The sequence below is a fragment of the Streptomyces sp. NPDC093111 genome (assembly GCF_040683955.1).
GTDB lineage: Bacteria > Actinomycetota > Actinomycetes > Streptomycetales > Streptomycetaceae > Streptomyces.
The window spans coordinates 431,742-444,952 of sequence record NZ_JBFBNW010000003.1 but is presented as its reverse complement, the minus strand read 5'-3'; the positions used below and the strand labels follow the sequence as shown (position 1 = coordinate 444,952).

14 protein-coding genes are annotated in these 13,211 nt (G+C 73.1%); 5 read left to right on the top strand and 9 right to left on the bottom strand.

Going from position 1 to position 13,211, the window contains the following annotated elements:
- Positions 1 to 54 precede the first annotated feature (54 nt).
- On the bottom strand, positions 55 to 1,479 hold the full coding sequence (glnA, locus tag AB0Q96_RS06835) for a type I glutamate--ammonia ligase (RefSeq protein WP_365322383.1): 1,425 nt from the start codon (positions 1,477 to 1,479) through the stop codon (positions 55 to 57).
- A 222-nt stretch (positions 1,480 to 1,701) separates the two neighbouring features.
- On the opposite strand from glnA, the gene AB0Q96_RS06830 reads away from it, so the two are divergent.
- Positions 1,702 to 2,169: an RDD family protein gene (locus tag AB0Q96_RS06830; protein ID WP_365322381.1), complete on the top strand. Its 468-nt coding sequence runs from the start codon at positions 1,702 to 1,704 to the stop codon at positions 2,167 to 2,169.
- A 103-nt stretch (positions 2,170 to 2,272) separates the two neighbouring features.
- Here AB0Q96_RS06830 and AB0Q96_RS06825 read toward each other — a convergent pair whose 3' ends face one another.
- The 4 genes from AB0Q96_RS06825 to lipB all read right to left on the bottom strand — a co-directional run bounded on the left by AB0Q96_RS06825 (position 2,273) and on the right by lipB (position 5,310).
- A complete protein-coding gene (locus AB0Q96_RS06825) occupies positions 2,273 to 2,983 on the bottom strand; it encodes a DUF4191 domain-containing protein (RefSeq protein ID WP_365322379.1) in 711 nt (236 codons plus the stop codon).
- Between the two features lie 10 nt (positions 2,984 to 2,993).
- Positions 2,994 to 3,203 (bottom strand): hypothetical protein, encoded by a 210-nt coding sequence (locus AB0Q96_RS06820; protein WP_365322377.1) that lies wholly within the window; start codon positions 3,201 to 3,203, stop codon positions 2,994 to 2,996.
- Positions 3,204 to 3,398: 195 nt separating this feature from the next.
- A complete protein-coding gene (lipA, locus tag AB0Q96_RS06815; protein ID WP_365322374.1) occupies positions 3,399 to 4,367 on the bottom strand; it encodes a lipoyl synthase in 969 nt (322 codons plus the stop codon).
- A gap of 145 nt (positions 4,368 to 4,512) precedes the next feature.
- On the bottom strand, positions 4,513 to 5,310 hold the full coding sequence (lipB, locus tag AB0Q96_RS06810) for a lipoyl(octanoyl) transferase LipB (RefSeq protein WP_365322372.1): 798 nt from the start codon (positions 5,308 to 5,310) through the stop codon (positions 4,513 to 4,515).
- Between the two features lie 344 nt (positions 5,311 to 5,654).
- Here lipB and AB0Q96_RS06805 point away from each other — a divergent pair, with 344 nt between their 5' ends.
- The gene (locus AB0Q96_RS06805; RefSeq protein WP_365322370.1) at positions 5,655 to 7,112 is read left to right on the top strand and encodes a regulator; all 1,458 of its coding nucleotides are present in this window, start codon (positions 5,655 to 5,657) and stop codon (positions 7,110 to 7,112) included.
- 15 nt (positions 7,113 to 7,127) lie between these two features.
- Here AB0Q96_RS06805 and AB0Q96_RS06800 read toward each other — a convergent pair whose 3' ends face one another.
- Both AB0Q96_RS06800 and AB0Q96_RS06795 read right to left on the bottom strand, forming a co-directional pair.
- Positions 7,128 to 8,423: an NAD(P)/FAD-dependent oxidoreductase gene (locus AB0Q96_RS06800; RefSeq protein ID WP_365322368.1), complete on the bottom strand. Its 1,296-nt coding sequence runs from the start codon at positions 8,421 to 8,423 to the stop codon at positions 7,128 to 7,130.
- A gap of 221 nt (positions 8,424 to 8,644) precedes the next feature.
- Positions 8,645 to 9,568 (bottom strand): TIGR01777 family oxidoreductase, encoded by a 924-nt coding sequence (locus AB0Q96_RS06795; protein WP_365322366.1) that lies wholly within the window; start codon positions 9,566 to 9,568, stop codon positions 8,645 to 8,647.
- A 46-nt stretch (positions 9,569 to 9,614) separates the two neighbouring features.
- Between AB0Q96_RS06795 and AB0Q96_RS06790 the strand changes: the two genes are divergently transcribed.
- Positions 9,615 to 10,112 (top strand): GNAT family N-acetyltransferase, encoded by a 498-nt coding sequence (locus tag AB0Q96_RS06790; protein ID WP_365322364.1) that lies wholly within the window; start codon positions 9,615 to 9,617, stop codon positions 10,110 to 10,112.
- A 115-nt stretch (positions 10,113 to 10,227) separates the two neighbouring features.
- Here the strand turns inward: AB0Q96_RS06790 and AB0Q96_RS06785 are convergent, their stop codons facing one another.
- The gene (locus AB0Q96_RS06785; RefSeq protein ID WP_365322362.1) at positions 10,228 to 10,899 is read right to left on the bottom strand and encodes a TetR family transcriptional regulator; all 672 of its coding nucleotides are present in this window, start codon (positions 10,897 to 10,899) and stop codon (positions 10,228 to 10,230) included.
- 121 nt (positions 10,900 to 11,020) lie between these two features.
- On the opposite strand from AB0Q96_RS06785, the gene AB0Q96_RS06780 reads away from it, so the two are divergent.
- The gene (locus tag AB0Q96_RS06780) at positions 11,021 to 11,815 is read left to right on the top strand and encodes an SDR family oxidoreductase (RefSeq protein ID WP_365322360.1); all 795 of its coding nucleotides are present in this window, start codon (positions 11,021 to 11,023) and stop codon (positions 11,813 to 11,815) included.
- On the top strand, positions 11,815 to 12,651 hold the full coding sequence (locus AB0Q96_RS06775; protein ID WP_365322358.1) for an SDR family NAD(P)-dependent oxidoreductase: 837 nt from the start codon (positions 11,815 to 11,817) through the stop codon (positions 12,649 to 12,651). The genes AB0Q96_RS06780 and AB0Q96_RS06775 overlap by 1 nt, the downstream gene beginning before the upstream one ends.
- Before the next feature lie 35 nt (positions 12,652 to 12,686).
- Here the strand turns inward: AB0Q96_RS06775 and AB0Q96_RS06770 are convergent, their stop codons facing one another.
- Positions 12,687 to 13,208 carry a DUF4240 domain-containing protein gene (locus AB0Q96_RS06770; RefSeq protein WP_365322504.1) on the bottom strand — a complete coding sequence of 174 codons (522 nt, stop codon included), beginning with the start codon at positions 13,206 to 13,208 and terminating at the stop codon, positions 12,687 to 12,689.
- Positions 13,209 to 13,211 lie beyond the last annotated feature (3 nt).

Genomic DNA, 13,211 nt, shown 5'->3' with positions numbered 1-13,211 from the left:
CCGGCCCGGGGCCCGTCCGTCAGGTGTGTCAGCGGCTCGAACGAGCCTCACGCTCTAGAGGTCGAAGTACAGCTCGAACTCGTGCGGGTGCGGGCGCAGCTGGATCGGGGCGATCTCGTTGGTCCGCTTGTAGTCGATCCACGTCTCGATCAGGTCGGACGTGAAGACGCCGCCGGCCTGGAGGTACTCGTTGTCCTCCTCCAGGGCGGTGAGGACGGCCTCGAGGTTGGTCGGGACCTGCGGGACGTTCGCGTGCTCCTCCGGAGCCAGCTCGTACAGGTCCTTGTCGATCGGCTCCATGGGCTCGATCTTGTTCTTGATGCCGTCGAGGCCCGCGAGGAGCAGGGCGGAGAAGGCGAGGTACGGGTTCGAGGACGGGTCCGGCGCGCGGAACTCGACGCGCTTGGCCTTCGGGTTCGAGCCCGTGATCGGGATGCGCATGGCGGCGGAGCGGTTGCGCTGCGAGTACACCATGTTGACCGGGGCCTCGAAGCCCGGGACCAGGCGGTGGTACGAGTTCACCGTCGGGTTGGTGAAGGCGAGCAGCGACGGGGCGTGCTTGAGGATGCCGCCGATGTAGTAGCGGGCGGTGTCCGACAGGCCCGCGTAGCCCGTCTCGTCGTAGAACAGCGGGTCGCCGTTCGACCACAGCGACTGGTGGACGTGCATGCCCGAGCCGTTGTCGCCGAAGATCGGCTTCGGCATGAAGGTCGCGGTCTTGCCGTTCCGCCAGGCGACGTTCTTGATGATGTACTTGAACAGCATCAGGTCGTCGGCCGAGGCGAGCAGCGTGTTGAACTTGTAGTTGATCTCGGCCTGGCCGGCGGTGCCGACCTCGTGGTGCTGGCGCTCGACCTGGAGGCCGACGTTCTCCAGCTCCAGGGACATCTCCGAGCGCAGGTCGGCGAAGTGGTCGACCGGCGGGGCCGGGAAGTAGCCGCCCTTGTAGCGCACCTTGTAGCCGCGGTTGTTCTCCTCCGCACCGGTGTTCCAGGCGCCGGCCTCGGAGTCGATGTGGTAGAAGCCCTGGTTCGCCGAGGTCTCGAAGCGCACCGAGTCGAAGACGTAGAACTCCGCCTCGGGACCGAAGTAGGCGGTGTCGGCGATGCCGGTGGAGGCGAGGTACGCCTCGGCCTTCTTCGCGATGTTCCGCGGGTCGCGGCTGTACGCCTCGCCCGTGATCGGGTCGTGGATGAAGAAGTTGATGTTCAGCGTCTTGTCACGGCGGAAGGGGTCCACCCGGGCCGTCGACAGGTCGGCGCGCAGCGACATGTCCGACTCGTGGATGGCCTGGAAGCCGCGGATCGACGAACCGTCGAACGCGAGCTCCTCCGACGGGTCGAAGGCCGTCGCCGGGATCGTGAAGTGCTGCATGACGCCCGGAAGGTCACAGAAGCGGACGTCGACCATCTTGACGTCGTTGTCCTTGATGAACTTCTGGACCTCGTCGGCGTTCTGGAACCCGTGCTTCTCGGACATCCAACTCCTCCTACTCCCGGCCCGGGGAGGGGCGGGCTTGCAGCTCGGTCGTGCGGCCAGTGCGGTGGCACACGCAGGACCCGACCATAGGCAGACGGGATTTCTCAAGCATGACCCATTTGTTTCGTCGAAGTTAACCGGGGCGGGTGTGTGTCCGCCCGCCCGGGGCCTCCCGCCGACCCAGGCCGAAGTGATCAAAAACGGGCACAGTACCGTGGTCGGGTGGACAACAGGCAAGCACTCGGATCATGGCTCTCCGGCCCCCGCGCCGCGGCCGAAGAAGCGGGCGTGGACTTCGGCTACCGGGGGCAGCAGCTCGGTCTTCCCGAGGAGGGGCCCGGCTCGATCGCCCGCCCCGGCCGCCGGCTCGGCGCCCTCGCCGTCGACTGGGCCCTCTGCATGCTGATCGCATACGGCCTGATCACCCACGGCTACGGCCAGGCCACCGGCAACTGGGCGCTGCTCCTCCTGCTGGTCGTGAGCGTGCTGACGGTCGGCACGGTCGGCTCCACCCCCGGCAAGCGCCTCTTCGGCCTCCGGGTGGTCTCGGTGCGCGGCGGCCGTCTCGGCATCCTGCGGGTGGCCCTGCGCAGCGCCCTGGTCTGCCTCGCCATCCCGGCCCTCATCTGGGACCGCGACGGCCGCGGCCTGCACGACCGCTTCTCCGGCGCCGTCCAGGTCCGCATCTGACGAGCCCCCCGCACGCGCGCGACGGGAAGCGCCCCGGACCTGATCGATCAGGTCCGGGGCGCTTCCCGTCGTACGCGTGCGTGTGCGGCTTCGCTCGCGCCGCTCAGCGCATCTTGCCGCCGCGCGGCATCCGCATGCCCTTGGGCATCGGACCCTTCGGCAGCGGCATGTTGCTCATCAGGTCGCCCATCGCCCGCAGCCGGTCGTTGGCGGCCGTCACCTGGGGGCCGGAGAGCAGCCGGGGCAGCTTCAGCATCTTGGTGCGGACCTTCTTGAGCGGCACCTGGCCCTGGTCCTCGTCGTTGCCGACGATGATGTCGGTCACCGGCACGTCGACGACGATCCGGGCGACCTTCTTCTTCTCGGCCGCGAGCAGCGTCTTCAGCCGGTTGGGGTTGCCCTCGCCGACCAGCACGACGCCCTGACGGCCGACGGCCCGGTGCACGACGTCCTGGTTGCGGTTCATCGCCACCGCGGGGGTGACCGTCCAGCCGCGCCCGATGTTCTGCAGCACCGCCGCGGCCGCGCCGGGCTGGCCCTCCATCTGACCGAAGGCCGCCTTCTCGGCGCGCCGGCCGAAGATGATGGCCATCGCCAGGAACGCCAGCACGAAGCCGAGGATGCCCAGGTAGAGCGGGTGACCGATCAGGAAGCCGACCGCGAGGAAGACACCGAGTACGACGATGCCCACGCCCGCGACGATAAGCCCGACCTTGGGATCGGCCTTCCGGGTCATCTTGTACGTGAGGGCGATCTGCTTCAGTCGCCCGGGGTTCGCGGCGTCAGCGCCGCCCGTGTTTGCACTCCTCGCCATGTCCTGAAGTTTACGTGGCCCGGGAGGCGCGGCCCGACACCGCCTCCATGACGTGCTGGGCCTCGACGCGGTCCTTCGCGCGGCGGCGGTCCTCCAGGACGGAGGTCCAGGCGTTGCGGCGGGCCCTGCGGTGCCCGCGGGCGAGCAGGACGGACTCGACGGCCCGGAGGGCGTCGGTGACGGACGGGAGCGCCGTGGCGCGGATCTGCGCGGCCTGCATGGGCGTGGGCCTCCGTGAACACTCGGTGGCGGTGAGTGAGTACATCCTCACAGAACGGTGTTACCAGGGCGTGACCCCGCGGTCAAACACTGATGAAGCCCTGACGGTGCCGACGGCCCGGATGGCGGCCACCAGCCGCCCCGGAAACGCCGACGCGGCCGTCCGGGGGACGGCCGCATCGGGGAGAGCACCTGGTCAGACGGCCTGGGAGGCGTCGACGGTGCCCGCGCGCTTCTCGATCGCCTGCTGGTAGAGGCGGCCGGCCCGGTACGAGGAGCGGACCAGCGGGCCCGACATCACACCGGAGAAGCCGATCTCGTCGGCCTCCTCCTTGAGCTCCACGAACTCCTGCGGCTTCACCCAGCGCTCCACGGGGTGGTGCCGGACGGAGGGGCGCAGGTACTGCGTGATGGTGATCAGCTCGCAGCCCGCGTCGTGCAGGTGCTGGAGGGCCTCGCTGACCTCCTCGCGGGTCTCGCCCATGCCGAGGATCAGGTTCGACTTCGTGACCAGACCGTAGTCACGCGCCTTGGTGATGACCTCCAGCGACCGCTCGTAGCGGAAGCCGGGGCGGATCCTCTTGAAGATCCGCGGCACGGTCTCGACGTTGTGCGCGAAGACCTCGGGGCGGGAGGCGAAGACCTCCTCCAGGAGCGCCGGCACCGCGTTGAAGTCGGGGGCGAGCAGCTCGACCTTGGTGCGGCCGTCGGCGCGGCCCTCGGTCTGCTGGTGGATCTGGCGCACGGTCTCCGCGTACAGCCAGGCGCCGCCGTCCTCCAGGTCGTCGCGGGCGACGCCGGTGATGGTGGCGTAGTTCAGGTCCATCGTGACGACCGACTCGCCGACGCGACGGGGCTCGTCACGGTCGAGCGCCTCCGGCTTGCCGGTGTCGATCTGGCAGAAGTCGCAGCGCCGGGTGCACTGGTCGCCGCCGATGAGGAAGGTGGCCTCGCGGTCCTCCCAGCATTCGAAGATGTTGGGACAGCCCGCCTCCTGGCAGACCGTGTGCAGGCCCTCGCTCTTCACCAGGCCCTGGAGCTTGTTGTACTCCGGTCCCATCTTCGCGCGGGTCTTGATCCACTCGGGCTTGCGCTCGATGGGGGTCTGGGCGTTCCGGACCTCCAGGCGCAGCATCTTGCGTCCGTCGGGTGCGACTGCGGACACATCGGCTCCTGTAGCTTCGATTCTTCGGCGCACACCAGGGTACGCCCGTTGCTTCCCATGCCTTGACGCTCTGGCCAACCCGTGGCCATGGCTCGGCATTCCTCGGTGATCGTCAGGCCGTCGCCGGCCGGTCGCGGGGCGGCCGTCAGGCCGAGGCCGGCTCGACCGGCCGCGGCCTGAGGTCCGCGTGCTCCAGGATCTCCCGCAGGTGCCCCTCGATGACCGGGAGCACCTCCTCGATCGTGATGTCGCGGCCCAGCTCGGCGGCGAGCGAGGCCACGCCGGCGTCGCGGATGCCGCACGGGATGATCCGGTCGAACCAGGTGTTGTCCGGGTTCACGTTGAGCGCGAAGCCGTGCATCGTGACGCCCTTGGCGACCCGGATGCCGATGGCCGCCAGCTTCCGGTCCTCGCGCCGCTGGCCCGCGTTGGAGGGGGCGTACTCCGGGCCGTTGAGCCGGGGGTCGAACTCGTCGTCGGTCAGCCGCGGGTCGAAGTCCAGCGAGAGCCCGCCCAGCGAGGGGCGCTGCTCGACCGGGTCGCCGAGCACCCAGACCCCGCTGCGGCCCTCGATGCGGGTGGTCTCCAGGCCGAAGTCGGCCGCCGTGCGGATCAGGGCCTCCTCCAGGCGCCGGACGTGCGCGACCACGTCGACCGGGCGGGGCAGCTTCATGATCGGGTAGCCGACCAGCTGGCCGGGCCCGTGCCAGGTGATCTTGCCGCCGCGGTCCACGTCCACGACCGGCGTCCCGTCCAGGGGGCGCTCGCTCTCCGCCGTGCGCCGGCCGGCGGTGTAGACGGGCGGGTGCTCCAGCAGCAGACAGGTGTCCTCGACCTCGTCCGCGAACCGGGCGGCGTGCACCTCGCGCTGCTTGTCCCACGCCGTCCGGTACTCGACGGCGTGCTCGCCGAAGCCCAGACGGACGAATCGCAGCTCACTCACGGCCATGCCTCCTCCTGGATGCCGAGGGCCGGGTTCCGGGGATCGTCCCGGGGCGGGAGCCGGCTCGGCACCATGCGTCATACGCGCCCATGCCACTGTACGGCGGAACGCCGAACAGCCGTCCGGCAGGTGCGTGGGGGTCCGTGCCCGCTGCTGGGAAGCCCTTCGCTTCACGGGTGGCCGTAAAGATAACTCCCCGTTCCTCACACGATCGGATGAATCTGGGGCGAAGGTGGCGGTTAGGGCGGTCCCTGCCGCTAAATTCACGCCGTTCCATGAGGGACACGAGGGTCCGTACGGGCGGACTGCCACCCGGGCCCGGAAGGCAGGAGACCGCACAGCTGATGACGGAACGACCCCCGCAGCGCATCCCGAACCGCCAGCTCGCCGCGCTCATCGCCGAGGCCGGCTTCTCCAACGCGGGCCTCGCCAGACGGGTGGACCAGCTCGGCCTGGAGCACGGACTCGACCTGCGGTACGACAAGACCTCGGTCACCCGCTGGCTGCGCGGGCAGCAGCCGCGCGGCACGACCCCCGCGCTCATCGCCGAGGTCTTCACCCGGCGCCTCGGACGCCGGCTCTCCGCCCAGGACCTGGGACTCGACGCCTGCGCCCCGGTCTACGCCGGGCTCGAGTTCGCGGCCACGCCCGAGGAGGCCGTCGACATCGTCAGCGGCCTCTGGCGCAAGGACTCCGGCAGCCACGCCGAGCTGCGGAAGATCGCCTTCACCCCGGCCGGGCTCGTCGTGCCCAGCCGGGACTGGCTGATCGGACGGGCCGACGAACGGGTGGCCCGCGGCGAGCCCGGCGGGGCCGCGGGAACGCCGCCGGACCCGAGGGTGCCCCTCCAGGGCCGCTACTCGGTGCCCCGCCAGCGCGGCACCGACCGAGGCCCCGGCCAGCGGGTCTCCGGCGGCGACATCGCCGCCCTGCGCTCCGTCGGCGAGCTCTTCCGCGCCCTCGACCACGCCTACGGCGGCGGCCACGCCCGCCAGGCCCTCGTGCGCTACCTGGAGCACGAGGCCGAGCCGATGCTGCGCGGCACGTACGGGGAGAGCACCGGCCGCCGGCTCTTCGGGGCGGCGGCCGACCTCACCCGGCTGGCCGGCTGGACCTCCTACGACATCGCCGCGCACGGTCTCGCCCAGCGGTACTTCGTCCAGGCGCTGCGGCTCGCCCAGGCGGCCGGGGACCGGGCGTACGGCTCGTACGTCCTGATCACCATGAGCCACCAGGCCGTCTACCTCGGGCACGGCCGCGAGGCCGTCCAGCTCGCCCGGGTCGCCCAGCAGGGCGTCGGCGCCGCCGCCCCGCCCGTCGTCCAGGCGCTGCTGCACTCCGTCGAGGCCCGCGGCCACGGCGTCCTCGGCGACTCCCGGGCCTGCGGCGCCTCCCTCGCCCGCGCCGAGCGCGCCCTGGAGGCCGCCCGGCCCGGCGACGAGGTGCCCTACTGGGCCAGGCCCTTCGACGAGGCCCAGCTCGCGGACGAGTTCGGGCACTGCCACCGCGACCTCCAGCAGTACCGGGCCGCCGCCCAGCACGCCGAACGCGCCCTCCAGCTCCGCGCCCCCGGCTACGCCCGCAGCCGCCTGTTCTGCCGCGTCGTCCTCGCCTCCGCCCGCCTCGCGCTCGGCGAGCTCGACCAGGCGTGCGCGCTGGCCGCCGAGGCCGCCCAGCAGGCCTCCGAGATGCGTTCGGCCCGCGCGGTCGAGTACGTCCGCGACTTCGAACGCCGCCTGGAGCCCTACCGCGACGCCCCGGCCGTCCGGAACTACCGCGACCGGGTGGCGGCGCTCGGCTGACGGACCCCCGCCCGGCTACGCCGCCGCCACCTCCGGGGCCGCTCCCGCCGGGCGCAGCCCCAGGTCCGTCAGCAGCGTGACGGCCGCGCGACGGGCCGAGGTGAGCGCGCCGACGGGCGTGCCGGTGGCCCGGTGGTCGCCGCACACGTAGAGGCCCGACAGCAGCCGCACCGGCCGCTCCGGGTCGAAGGGCGGCCGCATCGCCGGGAAGGCGTACGGGGTGTGGCGCAGCGCCAGCAGCTCCCACTCGTCCGTCGACGCGCCGTACAGCGTCGCCAGGTGCTTGCGGACCCGCCGCTCGGTGTCGTCCGGCGCGGTGCCGAGCACCGTCGAGGTGATCAGCGTCCGCCCGGCCGGCGCCCGGCCCGGGTCGACCGCGCTCATCACCGCCGTGTGCGACACCGGGCCGCCCGCGTCGGACTCCAGGAGCAGCACCGGGTTCGCGGTGGGCGCGACCGGCGCGGTGTGGTGCAGCACCGTCGCCGCGTGGTACTCCGGCACGCACAGCCCCGGCAGCAGCTCCGCCGCCGACCGGCCGCCCGTCGCCAGGACCACCGAGCGACACGTGAACACCCCGTGCTCGGCCGTGGTGACCCGCGCGATCGACACCTCGGTGACCCGCACGCCGGTACGGACCGTGCCCGGCGGCAGCGCCGCCGCGAGCCGCTCGGGCAGCGCGTCCGAACCGCCCGCCGGCACGCTCGGCCGGCCCCGCGCGAAGGACCGCAGCGCGAGGTCCGCGCGCCGGCTGGAGGTCGTCAGGTCCGGGTCGCCGAGCAGCGCCGACACCAGCGGGCGCAGCACCCCCTGGACGGTACGGGCGGGCAGCCGGGCCGTCAGCGCCTCCCGGGCGGTCCGCTCCGTGCGGCCGAGCAGGCGCTGCGCGGGCGTCGTGGCCAGCCGGACCAGGGAGGCGCCGAGCCGCGCCTGGTCGAGCGAGGTGGCCGGATTCCGCGGGGCGCTCGCGAGGGCGCGCGCCCGTCCGCGTGCTCCCCCCGCGCCGGGGGCTCCCGTGCCCCGTGAGCTCCACGGGGCGTGCGGCGCCCCCCACCGCCCGTACCGGCCGTCGCTGTGCACGACGACCCCCGGGGCGAAGGGGCGCAGCGGGACGCCCTCCAGCTGTGGCGTGGTGAGCAGTGGCCCGAGCCGGTCGAGCCGGAAGCCGTCGACGGTGTCGGTCGCCATCCGGCCGCCGATCCGCGGTGCGGCCTCCAGGACCGTGACCGAGAGGCCGGCCTCGGTCAGCAGCCGGGCCGCCGCGAGACCGGCGATCCCGGCTCCTACGACGACGACGTCCGAGTTGTTGAGCACGTGCCCCTCCCCAGGTCGGCGCGGTTCGTGGGGGGCCTATGCCCCCAACATGCCCCCGGAATGCCCGAGTTCGCAGAAGAGTAGGCAGCGCTCCCACGCGGCGAAGCCGCGCGCGACGGGGTGCACGCAGCACGGGGGAGCGCACGGGACGGGAAGGGCCGGGGAAGGTGCCAGGTGGCGGGGCCGCCGGGCCGCCGTCCCCGGTGGCGGGTGGCGGATCGTCAGCGGGCCGCCGCGCGCACCGACTCGTCGATCGTCGGGAACGCGAAGTCGAAGCCGGTCTCCAGCAGGCGCCCCGGCAGCACCCGCTGACTGCCCAGCACGTCCTGCGCGAACTCCCCGAGCGCCACCCGCAGCGCGGCGGCCGGCACGTGGAAGAAGGCGGGCCGGTGCAGCACCCGGCTCATCGCCGCGGTCACCTCGCGGTTGGTGACCGGCTCGGGCGCGGTCAGGTTCACCGGACCCGACACCCCGGGGGTGTCCATCAGGTGTCGCAGCGCGGCGACCTCGTCGTGCAGCGAGATGAAGCTCCAGTACTGGCTCCCGTCGCCCATCCGCCCGCCGAGCCCGGCCCGGAACAGCGGGAACAGGCGCCCCCACGCCCCGCCCTCGCGCGCCACCACCAGACCGGTACGGGCGTACGCCACCCGGATGCCGGCCGCCTCGGCGGGGGCCGCCGCGGCCTCCCACTCCACGCACACCGACGGCAGGAAGCCCTCGCCCGCGGGGGCGCTCTCGTCCACCGCGCGGGAGCCCGTGTCGCCGTAGTAGCCGAGCGCCGTGCCGCAGACCAGCACCTCGGGCGGGACGGCCAGCGAGGCGAGCGCCTCGGCGACCGCCCGCGTGCCGAGCACCCGGCTGTCGCGGATCTCCTTCTTGTACGCCTCGCTCCAGCGCCGCTCGCCGACGCCCGCGCCCGCCAGGTGCACGACCGCGTCGACGCCGACGAGCGCGGCGCTGTCCACGTACAGGCGGGCCGGATCCCACTCCACCTCGTCGGCCGCGGCGGCGGGGCGCCGCACCAGCCGCAGCACCTCGTGGCCGTCGGCGCGCAGGGAGCGCACGAGGGCGGAGCCGATCAGTCCGGTGGCGCCGGTGACGGCGACGCGCTTGCGGGGGGCGGCGGGGCGGGAGGAGCGCTGCATGCGTTCATCCTGCCCTTCCCGGCCGGTCCGTGGCACAGTGGCCCGCATGATCGTTCCGGAGATTCGGATACGCGCGGCCCGGCTCGCGGACGAGCGCGCGCTCGCCGAGCTCGACCGCACCGCCTGGTCGCCGCTGCACGCGGTCCTGCCCGCCCCCGAGGGCGACGAGCCGTTCTACGACGAACGGCACCTGCCCGAGCACTACCTGGTCGCGGAGCTGCCCGACACGGGCGTCGTCGGCTTCGTACGCCTGGTGCGCTCGGTCCCGCTCCCCAGCAACGCCCACGTACGCCAGATCCAGGGCCTCGTCGTCGGCGAGGCCGCCCGCGGCAAGGGCGTGGCCCGCGCGCTGGTGCGCGCCGCGATGGACCTCGCCCGACGGCAGGGCGCGACCCGCATCACCCTCCGGGTCCTCGGCCACAACACCCCGGCCCGCGCGCTCTACGAGGCGGAGGGCTTCGCCGTGGAGGGCGTCCTGCCGGGGGAGTTCCTGCTGGAGGGGACGTACGTGGACGACGTGTGCATGGGGCGCTCGCTGAACTGAGCGGGGCTGGACGAGCTGGGATGAGCTGCCCCGGGCCGGACCCGCCCCAGGCTGGGCTGAGCTGCCCCGGGCTGGACTGAGCTGGCCCCCCGCCCCCGGGCGCCCGCCGCGCCCCTCACCCCCCGTTCGTCCCCAGGATCCGCATCCCGCCCATCAGCTCCCCGAGGCAGCGCACCGCCAGGGCGGCGGGTGAGCCCTCGCCGTGGAGGGGGGCGTCGGTCTCCGCCCAGGTCTCCAGGGCGATCCGGATCGCGTCCGTCGCCGCCGCCGCCGCGAGGCGCAGTTCCAGGGGGTCGGCGTCCGGGCCCGCGAGGGTGGCGAGGACGCCGCGCAGGCGGTCCTCGGACTCCTGGTTGACGCGGTACCAGACGGCCCGCAGCGCCGGGTCGGTCTCCGCCGCGCGCAGCAGGCCGCGGGTCCAGCGCAGGCCCTCCGCCGCCTCCTCGTCCGCCGCCGCGAGCGACGCGGCGATGGACCGCTCCAGGGCGGTGGGCAGCGCGATGCCGGGGGCGGTGGTGGTGGCGAGCTCGGCCCGCCAGCGGTCGGCGCCGCCCGCGAGGAGCGGGGCGACGGCGTCCTGCTTGGAGCGGAAGTAGCGGTAGAAGGTGCGCAGCGCGACCCCGGCCCGCTGGGCGATGTCCTCGGCGGTGGTGTCGTCCGGGCCGCGCTCCGTGAACAGCTCGGCGGCGGCGCGGGCGATGTCCAGCTGGGTGGCGGCCTTGCGGCGCTCGGTCAGGGAGGGGGTCCTGGGGGACGCGGTGTCGGCGGCCGGGTTCTTGTCGCTCACGCCACCCAGCGTACGCCCGCGACTGCCATGCGTGCACTCCACGCACCTATGGCAAAACGTGCCACTTAGGCGTACGGTGGCACACATCCCCCGGATAGCTCGACATCGAGAGGTTGCCGTCATGAAGCAGCTCACCCGCTACGTAGGACGCCGCGCCCTGGTCACCGGCGGCGGCTCCGGCATCGGCCAGGCCACCGTCCTGCGCATGCTCGCGGAGGGCGGCACCGTCGTCGCCGCGGACATCAGCGAGGACGGCCTCAAGGACACCGTGGCCAAGGCCGGCGCCGACGCCGACCGCCTCACCACCCTCGTCGTGAACATCGGCGACGAGACCTCGGTGCGCGAGGGCGTCGCCGCCGCCGTCACCGCCCTCGGCGGCCTGGACGTCCTGGTCAACGCGGCCGGCATCCTGCGCTCCTCGCACACCCACGAGACCAGCCTCGACGCCTTCGAGCAGGTGCTCCGGGTCAACCTGACCGGCACCTTCCTCATGATCCGCGAGGCCGTCCCGGCGCTCCTGGAGGGCGAGGGCTCCGCCGTCGTCAACTTCTCCTCCACCTCGGCGACCTTCGCGCACCCCTACATGGCGGCCTACGCGGCCAGCAAGGGCGGCATCCAGTCCATGACCCACGCGCTCGCCGCCGAGTACGCCAAGCAGGGCATCCGCTTCACCGCCGTGCAGCCCGGCTCCATCTCCTCCGGCATGACCGACGGCAGCGGCGCCAGCAAGCAGTCCGCGGGCCCCGGCCTGCCCGAGGACACCGACTGGTCCCTCTTCGCCAAGCTGTCCCCCGCCCTCGGCCAGGGCTTCGCCGGCCCCGAGACCGTCGCCGGCGTCGTCGCGATGCTCGCCTCCGAGGACGGCCGCTTCATCACCGGCACCGAGGTCCGCATCGACGGCGGAACGCACTTCTGATGTCCGCCGCCGACACCTTCGCCGGGCGCACCGCCGTCATCACCGGAGCCTCCTCCGGCATCGGCGCCGGACTCGCCCGGCAGGCCGCCGCGCTGGGCATGAAGCTGGTGCTCGCCGACATCGCCGCCGACCGCCTCGCCGTCTTCGCCGAGGAGCTGCGGGCCACCGGCGCCGAGGTCGAGTCCGTCGTCACCGACGTCGCCGACCCCGGCTCCGTCGAGGCGCTCGCCGACACGGCGTACACCCGGTTCGGCGTCGTCGACCTGCTGGTCAACAATGCCGGGATCATGGCCATGGGCTACTCGTGGGAGATCCCCGCCGAGCGCTGGGACGCCATGCTGCGGATCAACATCGGCGGCTACGTCAACGGCATCCGGGCCTTCGTCCCGCGCATGCTGGAGCGCGGCGAGCGGGCCTGGGTCGTCAACGTCTCGTCCGTCGGCGGCCTGCTGCCGAGCCCGCTCATGGCCCCGTACAGCGTCACCAAGTTCGGCACCCTCGCGCTCAGCGAGTCGCTGCACTACGAGATGCAGATGAAGGGCGCGCCGATCCAGGTGTCCGTCGTGACGCCCGGCTCGGTCAAGAGCGAGATCTTCAAGGCCGCCCGCCCCGGCGCGGACGAGCCCCCGGAGATCGCGGCCTTCAACGCGCAGCTCCAGCAGCTCGCCGACGAGCACGGGCTCACCCCCGAGGAGCACGCCGAGCGGGTCTTCGACATGGTCGCCGAGGGCAAGTACTGGGCGATCCCGCAGCCCGAACAGCTCTTCCCCGCCCTCCAGCCCAGGACCGACATGATCCTCGGCCAGGAGAACCCCCAGCTGCGGCTCGGGGGCTGAAGGACCGGCCCGGTTCGGTCCAGGTACCCCCCCTGTCATCCGGGACCGAACCGGGCCCACAACCGAGGGAAGCGGACCGCGAGCACCCCGTCGTCCGCCAGGTCGACCGGGGTGCCCGCCGGCTCCGCGGCCTGCGGCGGGATCCCCAGATCCGGCGCCTCCACGCCGGTCAGGCGCTCGTACGCCTCGTCCGCCGCGAAACCCAGCTCCTCGCCGTCCCCGTCGATCTCCTCGTCGAAGGCGTCGAGCAGCTCCGCCAGCGCGTCCGGATCGTGCACCGCCCCCTCGAAGACCTCCCGGCCCTGGCCGATCAGCCAGCAGCGGAAGAAGTCGAAGGCGTCGTCCCCCGCCCCGTCGAAGAGCACCGCCGCCGCGCCCCACAGCTCCCAGCTGTACGCGCGGTTGAACCGGGCCTCGAAATGGCGCGCGAAGTCGAGGACGGCATCGGGATCCAGCTGCGTCAGCCGCTCGACGAGCAGGTCGGCGTGCTCCTCCGGGTCGCCGTCGGCGCCCTCCCGGGTGGAGTCGATGATCTCCCAGAACTCCGTCTCGTCCATCAC